This window comes from Sphingomonas sp. CFBP 8765, assembly GCF_014841445.1.
GTDB classification, from domain to species: Bacteria; Pseudomonadota; Alphaproteobacteria; order Sphingomonadales; family Sphingomonadaceae; genus Sphingomonas; species Sphingomonas aerolata.
The window spans coordinates 1-21319 of record NZ_JACYTY010000007.1 but is presented as its reverse complement, the minus strand read 5'-3'; the positions used below and the strand labels follow the sequence as shown (position 1 = coordinate 21319).

Below are 21319 nucleotides of genomic sequence, written 5' to 3'. Positions count from 1 at the left end.
TCTCAACCGTCATCCTGACGAAAGTCAGGATCCAGGGTTACAGGTCCTGGCGCTCATGGCTCTGGATCCTGACTTTCGTCAGGATGACGGATTTTGGCACGGTAAGTCCGTGGCAACGTACGCGCCGATTACATCCGCGGCAGTTGCGACGACGGGTCGACCGGGGTGCGGCCCTTGCGGAGTTCGAAATGGAGTTCGGGCCGGTCGGCGAATCCGGTGTCGCCTGAGAGCGCGATCGTCTGGCCGCGCTTCACGCTCTGGCCGCGCTGGACCAGGAGTTTCGAGGCATGGCCATAGACGCTGGTCCAGCCGCCGCCATGCTTGACGATCACCAGCCCGCCAAGCGCGGCAATGCCGTCGCCGACATAGGCGACGACGCCGTCGGCGGTGGCGCGGATCGGGGTCGAAACGGGAATGGCGATCTTGATGCCGTCGTTGCGTTCGCCGCTGGCGCCGTGACCGAACCGCTTCACGACGCGGCCATCGACCGGCCAGAGGAAACCGCCGCCCGCGAGCCGTACCGGGGCGGTGACGACCGCGCTTGGCGGCAGGACGCGTCGCGGGGTCGGGGTCGGGCGGACCGGCGCCTGGTTGCTCGCAAGCGCAGGCTCGCCGCCGGTCAGGATGTCGTCGACGTCGAGCGTGAACGCCGCCGCCCGATCGGCAAGGCTGGTGCCGCCTTCGGTGTCGGGGATGACGATGCGCTGGCCCGCACGCAGCACATAGGGTTCGAGCAGCGCGTTGACGGTGACGATGCGCGACCAGGCGACCCCATAGGCGCGGGCGATCGCGATTCCGGTCTCGCCGCGCCGGACCAGGTGATAGCGGCCTGCCGGGATGGTCAGTCGCTGTCCCGCCTGGATCGTGAAGGGCGGTTCGATCGCGTTGGCGCGTGCGATCGCCTCGCTGCTCGCCCCCGAGCGTTCGGCGATGGCGAGCAGCGTATCGCCGGGGCGGACCGTATAGAGTGATTGATCGACGCGTTGCGCATCCGCTGCGACCGGGCGCTCCTCCCAGGCGGGGCGCGGCGCCGGCAGCGTCGAGACGGGCACGGGGGTGCGATCGGCGCGCCGGACGGGTGAGGGGGCAGGGCTGGCGTCCTGCCGCTCCACGCGGCGCGGATAGGTGCGCCGACGCGGCGGAGCGTCATAGGTGTCGGATCGGGCGGCGATGCTGCGATCGCGCGCGTCGTTCGCGGAGCGGTCCTGCGGGTCGGCGGGTGGGAGGCGCTGGATCCGTTCGAGCGACTGTGGCGGCGGCCCGCGGTCGGACCGGACCGGCGTGTCGACGCTCGGGATGCACCCGGCGAGAGCCAGCGCCGCGCCCAGGATCGCGGCGGCGCGCGTCACGCGTAGGCGCGTCCCAGCATGTCCAGCGACTCGGCATGCGTCAGATCGAGATGCAGCGGTGTGACCGAAATATAGCCGTCCGCAATCGCCTCCAGATCGGTCGAGTGAAGCGGCGTCTCGACCGCGCCGCTCAGCGCGAACCAGTGATACTCATAGCCGCGCGGGTCGGTGTTGGTGACGATCTGCAACCGGCCATAGTCGCGCAGGCCCTGGCCGACGACGCGAATGCCGCGCACCGCATCGGCCGCACCGACGGGGAAGTTGACGTTGACGAGCGTCCGGGGGGCGAGCGGCGCGTCGAGCAGCGGGCGCAGGACGCGTTCGCCCCAGGCGGCGGCGACCTCGAACGGGACCGAATCGCCCATGCCTTCGCGGCTATAGACCTGGCTCAGCGCGATCGACCGGACCCCGGCCAGCGCACCCTCCATCGCGGCGGAGACGGTGCCCGAATAGGTCACGTCCTCGGCGAGGTTGGCGCCGCGATTGACCCCCGAGAGGATTAGGTCGGGGGGGCTGTCCTTCATGATGCGGGCAAGCGCCATCATCACCGCATCGGTCGGCGTGCCAGCGACGGCATAGCGCTTCTCGGCGAACTTGCGCACGCGCAGCGGTCGCGACAGCGTCAGCGAATGGCCCGCGCCCGACTGTTCCTCCGCCGGCGCCACCACCCAGACATCGTCGGACAGCGTCGCGGCGATCGCCTCGAGCACCTTCAGCCCGCGCGCATGATAACCGTCGTCATTGGTCAGCAGGATCCGCATCAGGCAGCGGGCTCGAGCAGGGTGAGGCCGCCCAGATAGGGCTGGAGCGCGGTTGGTACCGCGACCGCGCCATCCGCCTGCTGATAATTCTCGATCACCGCGACGAGCGTGCGACCGACCGCGAGGCTGGAACCGTTGAGCGTGTGGACGAACCGAGTCGCCTTCTCCCCCTCGGGGCGATAGCGCGCGTTCATGCGACGCGCCTGGAAATCGGTACAGGTCGAGATGCTGGAGATCTCGCGATACTGCGCCTGGCCGGGGAGCCAGACTTCCAGATCATAGGTGCGCGCCGCGGTGAAGCCCATATCGCCACCGCATAGGAGCATCCGCCTGAACGGAAGCTGCAACGCGTCGAGCACGCCCTCGGCGCACTGCGTCATCCGCTCGTGCTCGGCCTCCGACTCATCCGGCGTGACGATCGCGACCATCTCGACCTTGTCGAACTGGTGCTGGCGGATATAGCCGCGGGTGTCGCGACCGGCCGACCCGGCCTCCGAGCGGAAACACGGCGTCAGCGCCGCAAAGCGGAGCGGCAGTTCGCCGTCGGTCAGGATCCGTTCGCGCACGATGTTGGTCAGGCTGACCTCTGCGGTCGGGATCAGCCAGCGGCCGTCGGTGGTGCGGAACAGGTCCTCGGCAAACTTGGGCAGCTGGCCCGTGCCGAACACCGCCTCGTCGCGCACCAGCAGCGGCGGCGCGACTTCCTCGAAACCGTGATCGCGCGTCAGCCGGTCGAGCATGAACTGACCGAGCGCGCGTTGCAGCCGGGCGGCGGGGCCGCGGACCAGCGTGAAACGCGCACCGGACATCGCAACGCCCGTCTCGAAATCGAGCCCGATCGCCGGGCCGACGACGTCATGCTCGCGCGGGGCGAAGGCGAAGTCGGGCTTCGTCCCGCGTGCATGGACGAGCACATTCCCGCTCTCGTCGACGCCCGCAGGGACGTCCGATGCGGGCAGATTGGGGATCGCCGCGAGCGCCGCATCGAGCTCGGCGGTCAGCGCCGCCTCGTCGGCCTCGAGCGTCGGCAGCGCGGCCTTCAGCGCGGCAACTTCCGCCATCAACGCCTGCGCGCGCGGTTCGTCCTTCTGCGCCTTGGCCTGGCCGATCGCCTTGGACAGCTCGTTGCGGCGGGTCTGCGCGGCCTGCGCTTCGGCGATCGTCGTACGGCGGCGCTCGTCGAGGGCGACGAGCCGATCGCTGGCGGGGGCAGCGCCGCGGCGGGCGAGAGCTGCGTCGAACGCGGCGGGGTTTTCACGGATCAGACGGATATCATGCATGGCGCTAGGCTATGCCGAGGCCGGCAAGCGCGCGCAACCCGGTGCGCCTGCGGGACGTTGGGGAGGGCAGAGGCACAGATCAAAGAGGAGAAAGCCCGTGGATCTTCCGCACAAGTCCGTCGTCATGGTCGCCGATGGCCGCAAGATGCTGTTCCTGCGCAATGAGGGCGATGCCGCCTTTCCGAACCTCGTCGTCGAAGAGGCGGTCGAGCAGGAGAACCCCGCGACGCGTGACCAGGCGACCGACTCGGCCGGCCGCGCCTCGTCCCCGCAGGGTGCCGCGCAGAGCTCGGTCGAACCCACCGATTTCCATCAGATCGAGGAAGACCGGTTCGCGGCCGACGCGGCCGAGCTGCTCAAGACGCGTGCGTTGAAGAACGATTTCGATTCGCTCGTCATCGTCGCGCCGCCTAGGACGCTGGGGGAGATGCGCAAACATTATCACAAGGCGGTCAGCAGCAGGCTCGCGGGTGAGCTCGCAAAGGATCTCACCGGGCATCCGATTGCCGACATCGAGACGGCGCTCAAGAACGCCTGATCGTTGCCACGCGATAGTTGAAAAGGCCCGCAACCCGTTGTTGCGGGCCTTTTTTCATGTCCGAGATTTATGCAGGATCAGTCGGCGGCGCGCTTCGCGAACCGCCGGCGGGCAACGAGGGCCGCGGCCGCAGCGCCGAACAGCAGCACCATCGGGGGTGCCGGAACGGGGGCGGGTGGCCCGCCGCTCGAGCCGGTGCTGCCATTGCCGCCGCCATTCGAGCCATGCCAGCCGCCGTTCGAGCTCCAGCCGCCGTTGCTGCTCCAGCCTGCGCTGCTCGATCCATAGCTCGACGACGAGGTCGAACTTGATCCGCTGCTGGTCGACGACACGTTGCCGCCCGAGCTGGTGCTGGTCGACGACGAAACGTTGCCGCTTGACGAGGAGGAGATGTTCCCGCTCGACGACGACGATACGTTGCCACTGGACGAGGAGGACACGTTACCGCTGGACGACGACGATACGTTACCGCTCGACGAGGACGATACGTTACCGCTGCTCCCGCCGCTGGCGGACGACGAGGTGCTCGACACCGACGCGCCGCCGGTGCTGGACGACGATCCGCCGGTCGACGAGGTGGTGCTGACGCCACCGCTCGAGGTCGAGCCGCCACTCGTGCTCGATGAACCGCCGCTCGTGCTCGACGAGCCTCCGCTTGAGGTCGACGAGATGACGATGCTGCCGCCAGAGCCGCCGCCGCCGAAGAAACCGCCGCCAAAGCCGCCGCCGCCAAAGCCGCCACCCGGGCCACCGCCGCCGAAAAAGCCGCCGCCGCTGTTTACCGGCACGGCGGTCGGGCTGCCGGCGCCGCCCACGAACGGGTCGGCGAACCCCACGGGGACCGGGGGCGCGTTGGCGACCGTCACCATGGCTGGCGCGCAGGCGGTGGTGCGTGTGGTGACGACGCGACGGATGCGGGGACGGGCGACGGCGCCGATCTGGCGGGGGACAACGCGCTTGGTCATCGTCTTGGTCTGGATCGCGCGCTTCGGACGCTCGGCGACATGGACGGCGCCGCCTCCGATGATCGCGCCTCCGCAGGCACACGCGCATAATTTGGCCAAGGCCATCCGCACCGACATACTCAAAGTCTCTCTCGTTGCCGACGCGCAGACGACGTCGGATCGCGTTCACGGCACTCGGACGCCGTGTTCGCACAAAGCGCAAAACAAAGCGTTAAGCGCAAGCGCCCATGACGTGATCTGGTGGTCATTCTTACAATATCGCGACGGGCGGGGCGCTCAATACGCAGACCGTGCCGTGGCGGGACAGTTGTCGCATCCAGGATCATGGCGACGGGCCCGTTCGCGGGACTCGCTTAGGCCGTCGGCGGGCGGTGTAACCCGGATGCATCGGTACGCAAGAATGTGTCTTCATTATCGATCCAAGCGCAAGTCTGCTCGCTTGTGGTCCGGAACACGTAAGACTATAGGCCCTTTCACCATTTGGGGGTGGCTTCGAGACGCGGCTTTTCGCGCCGACCGGCCAGAGGGAGAGTGGTATGGCAACGGTAATGAATCGCGTAGACGAGCACGGTACCAATCTTGCAGCAGCCAATGATGCCGATGGCTATCGACCGACGGCCGACGAGCCGTTCATGAGCCTGCGTCAGCAGGCCTATTTCCGGCAAAAGCTGCAGCAATGGAAGGACGCTATCCTGCGGGAATCGCAGGAAACCTTATCGCAGCTCCAGATCGATTCGCTGCGCGAGGCGGATCTGACCGACCGGGCGTCGAGCGAAACCGACTGGTCGATCGAACTGCGGACCCGGGATCGCCAGCGCAAGCTCGTCTCGAAGATCGAGGCGGCGATCCGCCGCATCGACGATGGCGAATATGGCTATTGCGAAGTCACGGGCGAACCGATCAGCCTGGCACGCCTCGAGGCGCGGCCGATCGCGACGATGACCGTGGAGGCGCAGGAACGCCACGAGCGCAACGAAAAAATCTCCCGCGAGGACTGATACCGGGGCGGCGAACAGCGCATAGGCACGTGGTCCGCCTTCTGATATATGCGACGCATATCTCGACGTCGGGACACAGGAACACGGATGGACATGAGAAACCAAGGGTCGTTGGGCGCCGAGGGTGCGGCAGGGGCCGGCGCCGGGGAGTCCGTCGAGGATAGCGCAGACCTGGGCCAGAACCGGCCGGTCCGTGACAGTCTGCTGATGATCGCTCGGTTCAGCTATGCCGACGGTGCGGGTGTGTACGAGGTGCGGGTCCGCAACCTGTCCGAAGGCGGGCTGATGATCGAGTTCGATCGGCCGCTCGCCGTCGATACGCCGGTCACGATCGACCTGCGCGGGATTGGTGAAGTTACCGGACGGGTGGCGTGGTGCACGCAGGGCCGTCTGGGAATCGCGCTCGACGAGACGATCGACCCGATGAAGGCGCGCAAGTCGGTCGGGCAGGGGCAGACGACGCCGACCTTCGCCAAGCCGATCGTGTTCCGGGAGCCGCGATCGCGGTGACGTCGTCCGGTAGAGCGGGGCAGCGTTAGGTTGTCGGTGACGGTTGAATAGAGGGGCTGACTGAAGAGGCGGTGGTGGCGTGGCCGGCACCCCGCCAGTCCGGCTTTCCCGAGGGGGAAGGAATCGGAAAAGCCGGAACCGCGTGACGACAGGCCGATCGCCCGCCGCCACGAACGGCGTGGGGTCTAAAGGTTGGCGAGTTCTTCCTTCAGGCGAAGCTTCTGCTTCTTCAATCCTGCGAGCGCCAGCGCGTCGGGCATGGGCCGGTGTACCTCTTCGGAAATCCGGCGGTCGAGCATTTGATGCTTGGTTTCCAGCGCAGCCTGGTGCGTCGTTTGCATGGTGGAAAAACTCCTTCTGCATTCGTGTTGGGGTCCCGAGTAAACCATCGCCCCACCAAAAAGTCTTTAACGAAGATTGGTGAATCGACCGGGCGAGCCGTCGCGTGCGACGGGCCGAGTCCTGTGGCCCCCGACGGCGCGCGCCGGGTAGTTTTTGGTGCTCGCGCAATGCCATGCATTTGCTAAGGACCGCGTAGCAGGGGTGGGCGAAGGGCATGATGGTGGACGAGGCACAGATCAGGGTCCGGCTGGACGAAATCCGGACCGAGCATCGCGACCTCGATTCGGCGATCGCCGCGCTCTGGTCACTCACCGTTCCCGACCAATTGCAGATCGCCCGGCTCAAGAAGCGCAAGCTGCGGTTGCGCGACGAAATCGCCGCGTTCGAGGACCAGTTGATCCCCGACATCATCGCCTGATACGTCCGGGCAGGCACGAATGCGGGGCGTGATTTCGGACAGCGCCTTCAAATCACGACATAATATTGATCAAGCGGTCGATCGGAGCGGCGCGTTTCGGGACACATCCCGGCGCATCGGTGCGTTTTCGCGATGGGCGCGGCGTTGCGGCTATGGCAGTCGAGCAGAATGATTGGACGACCGCCCGAACTGCCCCTGCAAGACCGCATGATCGGTGCACTGTACCGTGAGGCGATGCGGCTGGCCGAAGAGGCGCGGAACTATTTCGACGATACGGGACGGACCGACCGGGACGGGCTCGAACCGCTCGTCCGCGTCAGCCTGAGCTGTGAATCGCTCAAGGTCACGACCCGGTTGCTCCATGTCCTCGCGTGGTTGCTGACGCAGCGCGCGGTCCAGGCGGGTGAACTCACGCGGGGCGAGGCGCTGGATCCGGCGCGGCGGCTCGGCGAGGCGCCGGTGACCGATGACGCGATGCTGGCGGCGTTTCCGCCCAGCGCGAGGGCGTTGATCACCGCGAGCATGCACCTACACCGGCGCGTCGCGCTGCTCGACGCCGCGCTCGATGCGCCACGGCCCGCCGCGAGCCCCGCCTTGTCGATGCAGGATCGCCTCGCCCGCGTGCTCTAGCGCCGCTGGCGGGGCGTCCCGCTATGCGGGCCCGGCCTAGGCGAGGCCGAGCCGGGTGCGTGCCGCGCGATATTCGCGCTCGAGCCGGTCGACCCGGTCGGCGACGCTCTCGACCGCGGTGACCGCGCCGATCCCCTGGCCCGATCCCCAGATATCCTTCCACGCCTTGGGCTTCGATCCACCCTCGGCATTGGCGCCGGCCCCGAAGTTCATCGTCTTCAGATCACCCTCGGGCAGCGCATCGGGATCCATCCCCGCCGCGACGATCGACGCGCGCAGGTAATTGCCGTGCACGCCGGTGAACAGGTTCGAATAGACGATGTCCGCCGCGCGCCCCGCGACGATGCCGTCCTTATAGGCCTGGTCGGCATTCGCCTCGACGGTCGCGATGAAGGGCGAGCCGATATAGCCGAAGTTCGCCCCCATTGCCTGCGCCGCGAGCACCGCGTCGCCGGTCGCGATCGCGCCCGACAGCGCGAGCGGACCGTCGAACCACTGGCGAATCTCCTGGATGATCGCAAAGGGCGACAGTCGTCCGGCATGGCCGCCGGCGCCCGCGGCGACAGCGATCAGGCCATCGGCACCCTTTTCGATCGCCTTGCGCGCGAACCGGTCGTCGATGACGTCGTGCAGCGTGATCCCGCCCCAGCCATGCACCGCGGTGTTCAGATCCTCACGCGCGCCGAGCGAGGTGATCACGATCGGCACCTGCCATTTGGCACAGGTTTCGAGATCGCGTTCGAGCCGGTCGTTCGACTTGTGGACGATCTGATTGACGGCGAACGGTGCCGCCGGACGGTCGGGATTGGCGCGGTTGTGCGCGCTCAGTTCCTCGGTGATCCGGTGGAGCCATTCGTCGAGCATCGCCTGCGGTCGCGCATTGAGCGCCGGGAAGGATCCGACGATGCCCGCCTTGCACTGGGCGATCACCAGATCGGGTCCGGAAATGATGAACAGCGGCGACCCGATCACGGGCAGGCGCAGGCTCTTTAGAATAGCGGGTACGGTCATGGCGCGTTTCATAGCGCAGCCGAAACGGCTGCGCCAGCACTCTGGTTAGAGCGGCAGTCACGTGTGATTGCCATGTGACCGCAAATGCTTAGAGCGGTCGGCATAGAATGTTCCGGAGATGTGCCGCCATGAAGTTTGCCGTTGCCGCCTTGCTGGCGCTGTCCGTGTCTGCGCCCGCGCTTGCCGCAGGGCAGTTGCCGCGCAGTGTCGTGCCGATCCTGTACGATATCCAGGTACGCCCGGATGCGAAGGCGATGACGTTCAGCGGGACCGAGACGGTGACCATCGACGTCAAGCAGGCGACCCGGACGATCCAGTTGAACGCGGCGGATTTGAACATCACGTCGGCGACGTTCGACGGCCGCCCCGCCACCGTAAAGGCGGACGCCGCAGCACAGCTGCTTACGGTGACGCTGCCCGCGGCGGTGAGCGTCGGGCGGCACAGCCTGGCCTTTGCCTGGACGGGCAAGATCAACCAGTCCGCGTCCGGGCTGTTCGCGATCGACTATGCCAATGCCGACGGGTCGTCGTCGCGGATGCTCGCGACCCAGTTCGAGGCCCCCGACGCGCGCCGGTTCGCACCGATGTGGGACGAGCCCGCGTTCAAGGCGAAGTTCCGCCTGTCCGCGGTCGCGCCGGGCGCTCAGCTGGCCTTCTCGAACATGCCTGCCACGGCGATCACGAAGCAGGCGGACGGCACGCAGCTCTACAAGTTCGGCGAGACGCCGCTGATGTCGAGTTATCTGCTGTTCCTCGGCATGGGGGACATGGAGCGCAAGACGCTGATGGCGGGCAAGACCGAGATCGGCATCATCAGCCGCAAGGGAGTCGTCGATCAGGGCGACTATGCGCTCGCCGCCGCGAAGGACCTGCTTGCCTATTACAACGACTATTTCGGCCAGCCCTATCCGCTGCCCAAGATGGACATGATCGCGGGGCCGGGATCGAGCCAGTTTTTCGGCGCGATGGAGAATTGGGGCGCGATCTTCTATTTCGAGAACGAATTGCTGTTCGACCCGAAGCGCGCGACCGAAAGCGCGAAGCAGCGCATTTATACCGTTGTCGCGCATGAAATGGCGCACCAGTGGTTCGGCGACCTCGTCACCATGGCGTGGTGGGACGATCTGTGGCTGAACGAGGGGTTCGCCTCGTGGATGGAGGGCAAGTCGAGCGGCGTACTCGTGCCAGCGTGGAAATCCGAGGCGGCCGCGGTGTCGGGCGAGCGCGAGGGGGCGATGGGGATCGACGCAACGTCCGCGACGCACCCGATCATCCGCAAGGTCGAGACCGTCGACCAGATTGGCGAAGCGTTCGACGGCATCACCTATTCGAAGGGGCAGGCCGTGATTGGCATGCTCGAATCGACGCTCGGCCCCGACGTGTTCCGCAAGGGCATCCGCAGCTACATGGCCAAGTATAAATACGGCAACACGGTCACCGAACAGCTCTGGGCCGAATTGTCCGCAGCCGCGGGCAAGCCGGTCGCAGAGATCGCGCACGACTTCACCTTGCAGGGCGGCGTGCCGCTGGTGACGATGACGGGCGCGACCTGCAACGGCGGCGTTACCACCGCCATGCTGACGCAGGGCCGGTTCGGGCTGGATGCGGCATCGAAGACGCCGCAGACCTGGCACGTGCCGCTGGTCGTGGGCAATCTCGGCGGTGCGCAGACGGCGACGATCGTCACGGGCGCAGCGCCGTCGCGAGTCACGATCCGGGGATGCGGTACGGTCGTCCTCAACCGCGGCAAGGGCAGCTATACCCGCGTGATGTACGACGATGCGGGCCATGCCGCGATCGTCCGCGACTATGCCAGACTAGACCTCGCCGACCGGCTGGGCACGCTGGGCGATGATTTCGCACTGGCGGCGGGCGGCTATCAGGACCTGTCGCGTTATTTCGCGGTGATGGACAAGGTCGGGCCGGACGCCGATCCGCTCGAATGGTCGTCGGTCGCAGGCGCGCTCGGCCGGATCACCGGGCTGTACGACGACACCCCGCTCGAGGCGCCGCTGCGCGCGCGGTCGGTCGCGATCCTTGGCCCCGTGCTCGCGCGGATCGGCTTCGAGGCTAAACCGGGCGAATCGCCGCTGACGAGCAATTTGCGCGAGACGCTGGTCGGGCGGCTCGGCACCAATGGCGATACGGGCGTCGCGGACCGTGCGCGGCGCTATGTCGCGGCGCTGGCGACCGATCCGACCGCGATCCCGCCGGCGATCCGCCAGCCGATCCTGTCGACCTATGCCGTCAACGCGACCCCGGCGGAATGGGACGCGCTGCTTGCGCTCGCCAAGGCGGAGAAGAGCCCGGTTGCCAAGAACCGGTTCGTGACGCTGCTCGGGGCCGCGCGCGACCCCGCAACTGCGGGGCGGGCGCTCGCGCTGCTCAAGACCGACACAATCTCCGCGCCGCAAAAGGCCGGGCTGCTCCGCGCCGTCGCGGGGGCGCATCCCGACCTGGCGTTCGACTGGGCAGTCGCGAACCGTGAGCTGGTCGAGAGCTTCCTCGAGGCGAGCACGCGATCGGGTTATATCGTCGGGCTCGGCGCGGGCTCGAACGATCCGGCGATGCCGGGCAAGATCAGCGCCTTTGCGGACAAATATCTGCCCGCCTCGTCGCGAGGCGGCGTGACGCGGTCGCTGTCGACGATCGCGGTCCGCAAGGCCGCCGCCGACCAGCTGCGTCCCGCCGTCACCAAGTGGGTCGCCGGCTGACACAACGGCGCCGTTTCCCGGGCGATGTCCCGGGGTCCGGCGCGCATGGCTAGTCGATACGGGTCAGTCCGGTTGCGCAGGCGCGGGCCTTCTCGACATAATGCTGGGCGGAAATGCGGAGCGCCGCGATCGCCTGTTCATCGAGCTGCCGGACCGCACGCGCCGGGCTGCCGATGATCAGGCTGCCCGCGGGAAAGGTCTTGCCCTCGGTGACGAGCGCGCCGGCGCCGACGATGCAGTCATCCGGGATCACCGCATGGTTGAGCAGGATCGCCCCCATGCCGATCAGCGACCGGTCGCCGACCGTGCAGCCGTGGAGGATGGCGTGATGGCCGATCGTGCAATCCTCGCCGATCCGAAGCGGCGCGCCGGGATCCGAATGGAGCATCGCGCCCTCCTGGATGTTGCTGCGCGCGCCGATGACGATCGGCGTATTGTCCGCGCGGACGACCGCACCGAACCACACGCTCGCCGCCTCGCCCAGCTGGACATCGGCGATCAGATCGGCGCTTGGCGCGACCCAGGCGGTCGGGTGGCAGGTGGGGCGTTTGTCGCCCAGGGCATAAAGCGGCATCGCAAGGTCTCTCCGTCGAACCCGCGGGCTGCGACGAAGCCCGAAACGACACCGCCGCACCGCAGATCATCGGTTCGATGTCTGCGATACGGCGGGATCGTCTGCAAGGGCGGCAGGACAGGCCGTCAGGCGACGGTATTTCAGGCGACGGGCGGCATGCCCTTGATCACCTTGTCGAGCGTCAGCGGATATTCGCGGATCCGGACGCCGCAGGCATTGTAGACCGCATTCGCGACCGCGGCGCCGACGCCGCAGATGCCGAGCTCGCCGACGCCCTTGGCCTTCATCGGCGACGACTTGGCGTCGGTCTCGTCCATGAAGAACACGTCCTGATAGGGGACGTCGGCATGCACCGGGACATGATATTCGGCCATGTCGTGATTGACGAAATAGCCGAACCTTTTGTCGACGACCGCGTCTTCCATCAGCGCCGCACCGACGCCCATGGTCATCGCGCCGATGACCTGGCTGCGCGCCGACTTGGGGTTAAGGATTCGCCCGGCGGCAAACGCACCGCTCATCCGGCGTACCCGAACCTCGCCGGTCGCCGAATCAACCGCGACCTCGACGAAATGGGCGCCGAAGGTCGACTGCGCATAAGTCTTGGTCAGATCGCCGAACTCGATCGAGTCCTCCGCCGACAGGCCCGCATCGCCCGCCGCCTCGGCGAGCGATACGCTGCGGTTGCCCGACTTCACCTTGCCGTCCTCGAAGACGATGTCGGTCGGGTCGAAGCCGAGCTTGCGTGCGACGCTGTCGCGCAGTGCCGAACAGGCCGCATAGACGCCCGCGGTCGAGCTGTTGCCGCCCCATTGGCCGCCCGAACCGGACGAGACGGGGAAGCTGCTGTCACCGAGCAGGACGATCACCTTGTCGAGCGGCACGCCCATCATCTCGGCCGCGGTCTGCGCGATGATCGTGTAGCTGCCGGTGCCGATGTCGGTCATGTCGGTGGCGACGGTGACGACGCCTTTCTTGTCGATCCCGACGCGCGCGCCGGACTTCATCGTGACATTGTCGCGGAAGGCGGACGCCATGCCCATGCCGATGAGCCAGCGGCCTTCGCGGACCTGGCCCGGCACGGGATTGCGCTTGTTCCAGCCGAACCGCTCCGCGCCCGTCCTGAGACAGCCGACGAGATCGCGGTGCGAGAAGGCGCGCTTGGGCGATTCGGGATCGACCTGCGTATCGTTGACGATGCGCAGCTGGACCGGATCCATTTTCAGCGTCTCGGCAAGCTCGTCCATCGCCGCCTCGAGCGCGAGCAGCCCGACCGCCTCGCCGGGGGCGCGCATCGCGTTGCCCTCAGGAAGGTCGAGCGTCGCGAGCCGCGTCGCGGTCATCCGGTTCGCGCCCGCATAGAGCAGCCGGGTGACGTTCGGCGCGGTCTCGGGTCCGCCACCGGGGAGATCGCCCGACCAGCTTTCATGCGCGATCGCGGTGATCGTGCCGTCCTTGCGCGCGCCGATCCGGAGCCGCTGGATCGTCGCCGGACGGTGCGTGGTGTTGTTCATGATCTGCGGACGGGTCAGCGCGACCTTGACCGGCTTGCCGCCGATCGCCCGCGAGGCGAGCGCGGCCATCACCGCATCGCTGCGGATCCAGAGCTTCGACCCGAAGCCGCCGCCGACGAAGGGCGACAAGACGTGGATGTCCTCCTTGGGAATGCCGAGCGTCTCGCTCATGTCGCGCACCGCCCAGTTGAGCATCTGGTTCGAGGTCCACAGCGTCAGCTTCGACCCCGTCCACGCAGCGGTCGTCGCGTGCGGCTCCATCATCGCATGGCTCTGATCGGGCGTGGTATAGGTCTGGTCGAGCTTGACCGGGGCCTTGGCAAAGGCGCCGGCGAAGTCGCCGATCGCGGTATCGGGCTTGCCGTCCTTCGGCTTCACCGCGGCGGATTTCTCCGCGGCGAGGTCGAATTTCCCGGCGCTGCGGGCATAGGTGACGCGGACCAGCTTCGCCGCTGCGCGCGCCTGTTCGAATGTCGATGCGACCACGATCGCGACCGCCTGATCGAAATGCTGGACGTCGGGGCCCGCGAGCATGCGGGCGGTATGCGCCTGCGCCTTGGCCACCGTACCGGCATTTTCATGCGTGACGACGGCGAGGACGCCTGGTGCAGCCTTGGCTTCGGCGAAATCGATCCGCTCGATCCGGCCCTTGGCGATCGCCGCGCCGACGATATAGCCATAGACCGCGCTCGGTGCGGCGTCGTTGCGTTCATAGGCATAGCGCGCGGTTCCGGTGGTCTTGCGCTTGCCGTCGATGCGGTCGACCGGTTGGCCGACGACCTTCATGCGGTCGATCGGGTTGGTCGTTGCGGGAGTGTCGAACTTCATGGCGATCAGGCCTTCGCTTCTTCGAGCACTGCGTGGATCGTGCGTTCGATCAGCGGCAGCTTGAATGCATTTTGCGACGTCGTGCGGGCACCAGCCAGAACGGCCGCGGCCGTGGCCTTGGCGCCCTTGGGCAGTTGCGCCTCGGCAGCTTCGACCCGCCACGGCTTGTGCGCGAGGCCGCCAAAGGCAAGGCGCCCGCGGCCATCGGGCTGGATGACCGCCGCGACCGACACCAAAGCGAACGCGTAGGAGGCACGGTCACGCACCTTCTGGTAGATGTGCGTGCCGCCAATCGGCTTTGGCAACGTGACCGCGGTGATCAGCTCACCCGCGGCGAGCGCGGTCTCGATATGCGGCGTCGTGCCCGGCAGCCGGTGGAAGTCGGCGATCGGGATGGCGCGTGTCTGGCCGGCCGAATTGACCGTCTCTACGGTCGCATCGAGCACTCGCATCGCGACCGCCATGTCGCTCGGGTGCGTCGCGATGCACGCATCGCTGGTCCCCATGACCGCGAGATTGCGGTTGAAGCCGCCGATCGCCGCGCAGCCGCTGCCCGGCTGGCGTTTGTTGCAGGGCTTGGTGGTATCGTAGAAATAGGGGCAGCGGGTCCGTTGCAGCAGATTGCCCGCGGTGGTCGCCTTGTTGCGCAACTGGCCGGACGCGCCTGACACGAGTGCCCGGCTGAGCACGCCGTAGTCCTTGCGGACGCGGGCGTCGGCGGCGAGGTCGGTGTTGCGAACCAGCGCACCGATCCGCAGGCCGCCGTCGCTGGTTGGTGCGATCGTATCGAGATCGAGGCCGTTGACGTCGATCAGATGCTGCGGCGTCTCGATCTGCAGCTTCATCAGGTCGAGCAGGTTGGTCCCGCCCGCGATGAACTTGGCGCCAGGCGTACGGACCGCCGCTGCCGCGGCGGCGCTCGCGGTCTTGGCGCGTTCGAAGGTAAAGGCCTTCATGCCATGCGCTCCGTGCCGGCGACGTCGTGGATCGCGTCGATGATGTTCGAATAGGCGCCACAGCGACAGATATTGCCGCTCATCCGCTCCTGAAGTTCGGCGGTCGTCACCTTCGGCTTGGCGGCGATGTCGCCGGTGGCATGGCTGGGGATGCCTTCCTTGATCTCGTTGAGCGTCGCGACCGCGGAGCAGATCTGGCCTGGCGTGCAATAGCCGCACTGATAGCCGTCATGCTTGACGAAGGCGGCCTGCATCGCGTGCAGCTTCTCCGGCGTGCCCAGACCCTCAATCGTGGTGATCGAGTCGCCCTCGTGCATCACTGCGAGCGTCAGACAGCTGTTGATCCGCCGGCCTTCGACGATGACCGTGCAGGCGCCGCACTGGCCGTGATCGCAGCCCTTCTTCGTGCCCGTCAGCTTCATCGTCTCGCGCAGCGCGTCGAGCAGGGTCGTCCGCGTATCGACCTCGATCAGGGTATTGCGGCCATTGACCTTGAGCGTCACCGGCATCGTCGTCGGCGGGGTCTGTTGCGGTGCCGCCACCTGCGCACCCACCGGGGTCCCGGTCAGGGTCGCGGTCGCTACGCCACCCGCGATCACGCCACGGCGCGATACGGGAAATCCGTCATTGCTGTTCATAAAGATCTAAAGCTCCCTGATCCGCTAACGAACGGATCGCCACGGAACCGGTTGCGTCGCCACGCCGGAATCCGCCCTAACTCGGAAAAAATAGGTATCAGGCGGCTGCCGCGCCATAGGGCGGGACCGAGATAATTGACGGTCTAAGCCAAAAGTCCCAATCCGACACCGTCATTGACCCTTCAAATCGCACGCAATTCTGATATCGTCATGATCACGATCAAGGGATTGAGCGATGCAGAGTTACGCGCAGACGGTTGCTCGACTGAGGTCGATGGCTTTCCTCCTTGAGGAGGCGTTGCGCATCGCTGACGAGGGCGGCAACGCGCTGGTCGGGGCGAAGATCAGCGATTGTGTCGACTGGATCGAACAGGAGCTGACGTCGGTCAACGTGCGCGCCGCGCTCCATCCGATCACCGAACAGGGCAGCGCGGACCCCGCCTGAGGGGCTGGCGCTCGGCGAGTCGAAACCACGTCAGTCGTGGCGCCGGGGAAAGGTCCCGTTCTAGAGGATCGCCAGCTGGACCGTCCGGGCATGATCCGTCTCGGCGTTCGATCCGCTCGCGCGCGGCCGATGCCAGTTAAGGCGGCCGATAACGGCGGCGATCCGTGAACAGCGTCGCTCGCCCTGACTGTACGCGCTGCCGGTTGCCGCAGCGCGCGCGCAGTCCGCATCCTCGCGCTTTCATCGGTGCCGCGACTCGACGTCAAAAAAAGTCGGAGGTGGAGCGATGGACAGTCTGCGCCCCCTGTGCTCGGATCTGTGCAGAGGGGAACAGCATGAGACCGGTTTTCAGATCTAAAATGGCGCTGACCGCGGTCGCCGTGACGATGGCTTTTGGCATGACCCCAGGGGTGGCTCGCGCCCAGGTCGCAGATCCCCTAGCGATGACGACCGATCCCGCAGATCGCGAGGTGATGGCGGAGGCAGCGTCGGCGATTGCCGGACGATCGCCCGACATCGCCCGGCTCGATGCGGTCCTTGCCAAACTGCCGCGGCCGACGCCGCTGCGCGGCATGGTGCAGACGGTGCGGGCCGGTGTTCTCGCAAGCGCGCAGGCGACCGGCCCCGCGGTCGCGGCGATCGAGGAGGCGCTGCGGCTTCTGCCGGATGATCCGCGGCCGAAACTCGTCGCGACGGGAATCTATACGTTTTCCGGTTCGCCGCAGCGCGCCGCGGATCTCCTCCTCCAGGCCAGCCGGCTTGCGCCGGAGATGACGCGGCATTTCGACCGCTACGTCGTCATGGCGTTGACGGGGCGTTTGACCGAGATCGGCGACCGGAGCCGGGCAGACCGGCTCAACGCCCGGCTTGGCGAGATCGGCTTCAGTTCGGGGCTCGCGCCCGAACGCTCGACCGCAGCCTTGTCCCGCACGCGCGAGGCGATGCGGATGTCGACAGGCGCATCGACTGACGAGGCGGCAAACCTCGTCACGACGATCGGCGATCCGGACGATCTGCTCACACTCTATATCGACCGACGCTATGCGCCGCTCTGGCCGCGGATCGCGGAATGGGCCGGGGCCGATCTCGCTGCCCAGTCGCGGCGCTACCTCGACGAGCTGCGCGGCGACTGGGCGGCGGCTGCCGATTTCGACACCGCTACGCCCTATGCGCGTCGCCTTTCCCGCCTCGAGGCGTATCCCGCGGTGCTCGGCCTGTTCCTGCCAATGTTCGACGGGATCGACACCGGAGCGGCGGTGCCAGTGGAGGCGCGTGCCGCGGGCGCGCCGCGGGGCGAGGGCGTGTTCCTCGCGCCGATCGTCGCCAGGGCGCTGGCGCATCAGGGGCGCTATGACGAGGCGCAGGCATTGCTGGCCAGGGTCGCGACGACCGTGCCGGCCGACGACCAGGGCAATGGCCTCAATCTCGACGGCGCCTATCTGCAGCTGGCGGCGATGGAGACCGACTGGCCGCAGGTCCTCACGCGCGCCGACGTCTTTCTCGATCGGGCGAAACGATACGGGAGCAACGTCAACCGCGCGTCCGTCCTGCTCGTCAAAGCCTGGCAGGCCTGTGCGCTCGCCCGGACTGGACAGAGCGCTGCCGCCGAACCCGTCACCGCAGAGGTGCTGTTGGACGAAGCGCTGGTGCCGGGCGCCGCGATGCAGATGTATGTCTGTCGGGGCGACCAGGCCGCGGCGCGCGCGCTCGTCATCCGCCGGCTCGCTGACGAGACGACCCGCGACTGGGCGCTGCGCTATGTCCAGCCGACCGGCTCCGCAACGACGACGCCGCTCGACCGGTTGACGGACCCGGTCGACGACGCGGTCCGGACCGCGCCCGACGTCGTCGCCGCGGCGACGCGGGTAGGGCGGATCCTGCCGAATCCCGTCAGCGTCGGGCTGCCGCAGGGGTTCGATCCGTTCCGCCTCCAACCGCGGACGACGCCGCTGGACGCGAACGCCGTCTAGGCGGCCGCGACGCCGATCGACCTCAGTCGCCGCACTGGGTCATCGGCACCGGCGCCGAATCGATCCTCACGTCGGATACCGACACCCCAAGCGCGCCGTCGGTCGCGAGCACGAAGGGTGCGGTGACATCCGCCATGTCGACACCGCGCTTGGCAAAGCATTGCAGCGGCACGACGACCTGGCGCCATTCGCCCGGCGTACCGGTCGCGAGCGTCCTGGTGATCGGGACGCTCACCACGGCACCGTCATGGCTGACCATGCCGATCGTGACGGGTGCGCTGGCGGCGCGATCGACGCGCAGGTCGACGACGAGGCTCAACTCGCCATTGCTCTCCCGCGTGAGATCGAGCGGACGATCCGCCTCGATGCGTGCCTCGGCCGCACCGCCCGACCAGACGAGGCTGCGTGCATCCTCCTGGCGGCGGCGGTCGACCGCCGAGGCGGTGAGCCGCCGGTTCGTCGTCGTCGCATTGACGCCAAGGAGGCGGACCTTCGACTGTCCCTGTTCGGCGAGGACGAGCGACCAGCCTTCGGGGACGCGACCCTTGCCGAACACGATGCCGCTCGATGCCACGGCGAGTCCGGCGGGGCGCGTCTCGTCGAGCTTCGGGACGGTGCCCGGCTTCGCGTAGCTCAACCCATAGCCATAGGCGAACAGCGGATCATAGCCGGGGTCCGCGCGGTTGAGCACATATTGATCGGGGCGTTTGGGCCAGGAGAAGCTGAGCTTGCCGCGAAAGTCGTTCGCGATGCGCCCGTCCTTGGTGCGGAACAGCACGTCGGCGACGCCGCCGCCCTCGCTGCCCGGCAGGAACGCCGCGACGAACGCATCGGCGGCGTTGAGCTCGGCGTTCACCCAGAGCGGCCGGCCGGAGAGGAATACCGCCACCACCGGCACGCCCGCCGCCTTGAGCTTGCGCAGCAGCGCGAGATCGGCCTTGTCGTCGGGGCTATAGTCGAGCGTCGGGCGGTCGCCCTTGAACTCGGCATAGGGCTGTTCGCCGAACACGACGATCGCCGCATCGGGTTTCTTCGCGAAGCCGCCGTTCGCCGACAGCGTCGCGGTGCCGCCCGCCGCCTTGACCGCCGCGTCGATGCCCGACCAGATCGACTGGGCATTGGGGAAGTTCGCATTGGTGAGGCCGCTACCCTGCCAGGTCAGCGACCAGCCGCCCGCCTGTTGCGCGATATCGTCGGCACCGCCGCCCGCGACCAGGATGTTGGCCGAGGGCTTGAGCGGCAACAGCCCGCCTTGGTTCTTGAGCAGTACCAGCGATTCGCGCACCGCCCGCCGTGCGATCGCACGATGGTCGGCCGCGCCGATCCGCTCCATCTTGCCCGCGAGCGCGCGTGACGACGGGCGACCGCGATCAAATGTGCCGGCGCGCAGCTTGACGCGGAGGATGCGGCGGACCGCGTCGTCGAGCCGAGCGGCGGAGATCTCGCCCGACTGCGCCTGTTTCAGCGTGTTGGCGTAGAGCGTCTTCCAGCCGCTGCCCGAATACATGAACATGTCGAGCCCCGCGTTGATCGCAGCGGCGCAGCTCTCGTTCGAACAGCCCTCGACTTGGCCGTGGCCGTTCCAGTCACCGACGACGAAGCCGTCGAAATGGAGCCGGTCCTTGAGCACGCCGGTCAGCAGGCTCTTGTTGCCGTGCATCTTGGCGCCGTTCCAGCTCGAGAAGCTCGCCATCACCGACTGGGTGCCGGCCTCGATCGCGGCGGGGTAGCCACCGAGATGGATGTCGCGCAACGCCGTTTCGGGGATCAGCGCATCGCCCTGGTCGCGCCCGCCGGTGCCGCCGTCGCCGAGGAAATGCTTGGTCGTCGCGATCACGCGGTCGGGGGCAAGGAAATCCCTGGTACCGACCTTGCCCTGCACGCCCTCGATCACCGCGCCGGCGTAATCGGCCTGGACCGCAGGCTCTTCCGAATAGCTTTCATAGGTGCGGCCCCAGCGATCGTCGCGAACCACCGCGAGCGTCGGCGCGAAGGTCCAGTCGATCCCGGCTGCGGCGGTCTCGATCGCGGTCACATGGCCGATCTCGCGCATCAGGTCACGGTCGCGCGTCGCACCGAGGCCGATATTGTGCGGGAAGAGCGTCGCACCGGGGATGTTGTTGTTGCCGTGCACCGCGTCGGTGCCCCAGATCACCGGAATGGCGGGCCGACCGTCGCTTCGCGCCATCGACGCATCGTAAAAGGCATCCGCGAGCTTCAGCCACTCGATCGGCGGCGCAAGATCGTCGCCGTTCGGCCCCGAATTGCCCCCGTTAAGAATCGAGCCGAGCTTGTAGGTGCGCAGGTCGGCGGGGGTGATGCTGGCGATGTCGACCTGGATCAGCTGGCCGACCTTGTCCTCGATCGACATGCGCGCGACGATCGCGTCGAGCCGCGCTTCGATCTTCGCGTCGCGCAAAGGCATGGCCTTGGCGGTCGGCCAGAGATCTGGATTCGCGACCGCCGAAAGCGGCGTGGATGTCTGGCTCCCGCCCGGCGCGGCAGATATTGGGGCAGATGTCGGGGCAGGGGCAGGGGGCGGCGAGGCCGGCGGTCGCGACGCGATCGGCGCGGCCGCGGTCTGTAGCAGCAGTGCGATCGTCACCGATGAGAAACCCGTCGACATCTTTATCTCCCTGATCCCGGTTCGAAGCTCTCCGACTGATGCCGACGCCCCCGGGCATTGCCACCCTGCTATCGCCGCAGCGGGGCGTCGGGCAAATCATTTACGTTACAAGCAAGTGAAGGATCGAGCTCACATCCGAACTCCGGTGCTGTCTGCCACCGTTCGGAAAGCCGGCTATAAGCGTCACGGGGGCGCAGAACGCGCCAGTTCGCAAAAATTGCCATAAAAGTGAAATTTGCGTTTGACGGGATT

The 21319-nt window shown here is 67.3% G+C and carries 21 protein-coding genes; 8 read left to right on the top strand and 13 right to left on the bottom strand.

Annotation, left to right across the window (positions count from 1 at the left end):
• Positions 1 to 128 precede the first annotated feature (128 nt).
• The 3 genes from IFT87_RS16290 to serS are packed head-to-tail and all read right to left on the bottom strand — an operon-like array spanning position 129 to position 3390.
• Entirely contained in the window at positions 129 to 1349 is a 1221-nt protein-coding gene (locus IFT87_RS16290) for a peptidoglycan DD-metalloendopeptidase family protein (protein WP_342211176.1), read from the bottom strand.
• Positions 1346 to 2110, bottom strand: a complete 765-nt coding sequence (gene surE, locus IFT87_RS16285) for a 5'/3'-nucleotidase SurE (protein ID WP_037531574.1) — start codon at positions 2108 to 2110, stop codon at positions 1346 to 1348. The genes IFT87_RS16290 and surE overlap by 4 nt, the downstream gene beginning before the upstream one ends.
• A complete protein-coding gene (gene serS, locus IFT87_RS16280; protein WP_037531572.1) occupies positions 2110 to 3390 on the bottom strand; it encodes a serine--tRNA ligase in 1281 nt (426 codons plus the stop codon). The genes surE and serS overlap by 1 nt, the downstream gene beginning before the upstream one ends.
• A 97-nt stretch (positions 3391 to 3487) precedes the next feature.
• Here serS and IFT87_RS16275 point away from each other — a divergent pair, with 97 nt between their 5' ends.
• Positions 3488 to 3928, top strand: coding sequence for a host attachment family protein (locus IFT87_RS16275; RefSeq protein ID WP_031396300.1), 441 nt, complete (start codon positions 3488 to 3490; stop codon positions 3926 to 3928).
• Positions 3929 to 4005: 77 nt separating this feature from the next.
• Here the strand turns inward: IFT87_RS16275 and IFT87_RS16270 are convergent, their stop codons facing one another.
• Positions 4006 to 4893, bottom strand: coding sequence for a PEP-CTERM sorting domain-containing protein (locus IFT87_RS16270; RefSeq protein ID WP_192191255.1), 888 nt, complete (start codon positions 4891 to 4893; stop codon positions 4006 to 4008).
• A 536-nt stretch (positions 4894 to 5429) separates the two neighbouring features.
• Here IFT87_RS16270 and dksA point away from each other — a divergent pair.
• Complete coding sequence (gene dksA / locus IFT87_RS16265; protein ID WP_192191254.1) at positions 5430 to 5891, top strand: RNA polymerase-binding protein DksA; 462 nt, start codon at positions 5430 to 5432, stop codon at positions 5889 to 5891.
• Positions 5892 to 5978: 87 nt separating this feature from the next.
• Positions 5979 to 6401, top strand: a complete 423-nt coding sequence (locus tag IFT87_RS16260; protein WP_243845892.1) for a PilZ domain-containing protein — start codon at positions 5979 to 5981, stop codon at positions 6399 to 6401.
• 185 nt (positions 6402 to 6586) lie between these two features.
• Here the strand turns inward: IFT87_RS16260 and IFT87_RS16255 are convergent, their stop codons facing one another.
• The gene (locus IFT87_RS16255; RefSeq protein ID WP_081874429.1) at positions 6587 to 6742 is read right to left on the bottom strand and encodes a YdcH family protein; all 156 of its coding nucleotides are present in this window, start codon (positions 6740 to 6742) and stop codon (positions 6587 to 6589) included.
• A gap of 221 nt (positions 6743 to 6963) precedes the next feature.
• On the opposite strand from IFT87_RS16255, the gene IFT87_RS16250 reads away from it, so the two are divergent.
• Complete coding sequence (locus IFT87_RS16250; protein WP_031393918.1) at positions 6964 to 7161, top strand: YdcH family protein; 198 nt, start codon at positions 6964 to 6966, stop codon at positions 7159 to 7161.
• Between the two features lie 168 nt (positions 7162 to 7329).
• Positions 7330 to 7791 (top strand): DUF1465 family protein, encoded by a 462-nt coding sequence (locus tag IFT87_RS16245; protein ID WP_192191253.1) that lies wholly within the window; start codon positions 7330 to 7332, stop codon positions 7789 to 7791.
• A gap of 36 nt (positions 7792 to 7827) precedes the next feature.
• On the opposite strand, the gene IFT87_RS16240 is transcribed toward IFT87_RS16245, so the two are convergent.
• Positions 7828 to 8802 carry an NAD(P)H-dependent flavin oxidoreductase gene (locus IFT87_RS16240; protein WP_037529031.1) on the bottom strand — a complete coding sequence of 325 codons (975 nt, stop codon included), beginning with the start codon at positions 8800 to 8802 and terminating at the stop codon, positions 7828 to 7830.
• A gap of 128 nt (positions 8803 to 8930) precedes the next feature.
• Here IFT87_RS16240 and IFT87_RS16235 point away from each other — a divergent pair, with 128 nt between their 5' ends.
• Positions 8931 to 11516: a M1 family metallopeptidase gene (locus IFT87_RS16235; RefSeq protein ID WP_031441825.1), complete on the top strand. Its 2586-nt coding sequence runs from the start codon at positions 8931 to 8933 to the stop codon at positions 11514 to 11516.
• 49 nt (positions 11517 to 11565) lie between these two features.
• Here the strand turns inward: IFT87_RS16235 and IFT87_RS16230 are convergent, their stop codons facing one another.
• The 4 genes from IFT87_RS16230 to paoA form a co-directional block, all read right to left on the bottom strand.
• A complete protein-coding gene (locus IFT87_RS16230; RefSeq protein WP_192191252.1) occupies positions 11566 to 12090 on the bottom strand; it encodes a gamma carbonic anhydrase family protein in 525 nt (174 codons plus the stop codon).
• A gap of 140 nt (positions 12091 to 12230) precedes the next feature.
• Complete coding sequence (gene paoC / locus IFT87_RS16225) at positions 12231 to 14432, bottom strand: aldehyde oxidoreductase molybdenum-binding subunit PaoC (protein ID WP_031441827.1); 2202 nt, start codon at positions 14430 to 14432, stop codon at positions 12231 to 12233.
• Positions 14433 to 14437: 5 nt separating this feature from the next.
• A complete protein-coding gene (locus tag IFT87_RS16220) occupies positions 14438 to 15388 on the bottom strand; it encodes an FAD binding domain-containing protein (RefSeq protein ID WP_031441828.1) in 951 nt (316 codons plus the stop codon).
• Positions 15385 to 16026 carry an aldehyde dehydrogenase iron-sulfur subunit PaoA gene (gene paoA / locus IFT87_RS16215; protein ID WP_037529025.1) on the bottom strand — a complete coding sequence of 214 codons (642 nt, stop codon included), beginning with the start codon at positions 16024 to 16026 and terminating at the stop codon, positions 15385 to 15387. Before paoA ends, IFT87_RS16220 begins: the two co-directional genes overlap by 4 nt.
• Before the next feature lie 274 nt (positions 16027 to 16300).
• Between paoA and IFT87_RS16210 the strand changes: the two genes are divergently transcribed.
• Positions 16301 to 16471 carry a hypothetical protein gene (locus IFT87_RS16210; RefSeq protein ID WP_156363498.1) on the top strand — a complete coding sequence of 57 codons (171 nt, stop codon included), beginning with the start codon at positions 16301 to 16303 and terminating at the stop codon, positions 16469 to 16471.
• Between the two features lie 262 nt (positions 16472 to 16733).
• Here the strand turns inward: IFT87_RS16210 and IFT87_RS16205 are convergent, their stop codons facing one another.
• Positions 16734 to 16871: a hypothetical protein gene (locus IFT87_RS16205; RefSeq protein WP_192191251.1), complete on the bottom strand. Its 138-nt coding sequence runs from the start codon at positions 16869 to 16871 to the stop codon at positions 16734 to 16736.
• A gap of 43 nt (positions 16872 to 16914) precedes the next feature.
• Here IFT87_RS16205 and IFT87_RS16200 point away from each other — a divergent pair, with 43 nt between their 5' ends.
• On the top strand, positions 16915 to 18441 hold the full coding sequence (locus IFT87_RS16200; RefSeq protein WP_031441830.1) for a hypothetical protein: 1527 nt from the start codon (positions 16915 to 16917) through the stop codon (positions 18439 to 18441).
• A gap of 22 nt (positions 18442 to 18463) precedes the next feature.
• On the opposite strand, the gene IFT87_RS16195 is transcribed toward IFT87_RS16200, so the two are convergent.
• Both IFT87_RS16195 and IFT87_RS20205 read right to left on the bottom strand, forming a co-directional pair.
• Positions 18464 to 21067: a glycoside hydrolase family 3 protein gene (locus IFT87_RS16195; protein ID WP_192191250.1), complete on the bottom strand. Its 2604-nt coding sequence runs from the start codon at positions 21065 to 21067 to the stop codon at positions 18464 to 18466.
• A 68-nt stretch (positions 21068 to 21135) separates the two neighbouring features.
• Positions 21136 to 21319 (bottom strand): hypothetical protein (locus tag IFT87_RS20205; RefSeq protein ID WP_206757235.1); only part of this gene is annotated, 184 nt, incomplete at its 5' end.

Coding starts and splice junctions, on each gene's coding strand:
- dksA (WP_192191254.1), top strand. CDS start 5,430: ATGGCAACGGTAATGAATCGCGTAGACGAGCACGGTACCAATCTTGCA.
- IFT87_RS16210 (WP_156363498.1), top strand. CDS start 16,301: ATGGCTTTCCTCCTTGAGGAGGCGTTGCGCATCGCTGACGAGGGCGGC.
- IFT87_RS16270 (WP_192191255.1), bottom strand. CDS start 4,893: ATGACCAAGCGCGTTGTCCCCCGCCAGATCGGCGCCGTCGCCCGTCCC.
- IFT87_RS16220 (WP_031441828.1), bottom strand. CDS start 15,388: ATGAAGGCCTTTACCTTCGAACGCGCCAAGACCGCGAGCGCCGCCGCG.
- IFT87_RS16230 (WP_192191252.1), bottom strand. CDS start 12,090: ATGCCGCTTTATGCCCTGGGCGACAAACGCCCCACCTGCCACCCGACC.
- IFT87_RS16240 (WP_037529031.1), bottom strand. CDS start 8,802: ATGACCGTACCCGCTATTCTAAAGAGCCTGCGCCTGCCCGTGATCGGG.
- IFT87_RS16200 (WP_031441830.1), top strand. CDS start 16,915: ATGACGACCGATCCCGCAGATCGCGAGGTGATGGCGGAGGCAGCGTCG.
- IFT87_RS16245 (WP_192191253.1), top strand. CDS start 7,330: ATGATTGGACGACCGCCCGAACTGCCCCTGCAAGACCGCATGATCGGT.
- serS (WP_037531572.1), bottom strand. CDS start 3,390: ATGCATGATATCCGTCTGATCCGTGAAAACCCCGCCGCGTTCGACGCA.
- IFT87_RS16195 (WP_192191250.1), bottom strand. CDS start 21,067: ATGTCGACGGGTTTCTCATCGGTGACGATCGCACTGCTGCTACAGACC.
- IFT87_RS16255 (WP_081874429.1), bottom strand. CDS start 6,742: ATGCAAACGACGCACCAGGCTGCGCTGGAAACCAAGCATCAAATGCTC.
- IFT87_RS16260 (WP_243845892.1), top strand. CDS start 5,979: ATGGACATGAGAAACCAAGGGTCGTTGGGCGCCGAGGGTGCGGCAGGG.
- paoA (WP_037529025.1), bottom strand. CDS start 16,026: ATGAACAGCAATGACGGATTTCCCGTATCGCGCCGTGGCGTGATCGCG.
- paoC (WP_031441827.1), bottom strand. CDS start 14,432: ATGAAGTTCGACACTCCCGCAACGACCAACCCGATCGACCGCATGAAG.
- IFT87_RS16235 (WP_031441825.1), top strand. CDS start 8,931: ATGAAGTTTGCCGTTGCCGCCTTGCTGGCGCTGTCCGTGTCTGCGCCC.
- IFT87_RS16205 (WP_192191251.1), bottom strand. CDS start 16,871: ATGCCAAAAGCCATCGTCACGGCGACCGCGGTCAGCGCCATTTTAGAT.
- surE (WP_037531574.1), bottom strand. CDS start 2,110: ATGCGGATCCTGCTGACCAATGACGACGGTTATCATGCGCGCGGGCTG.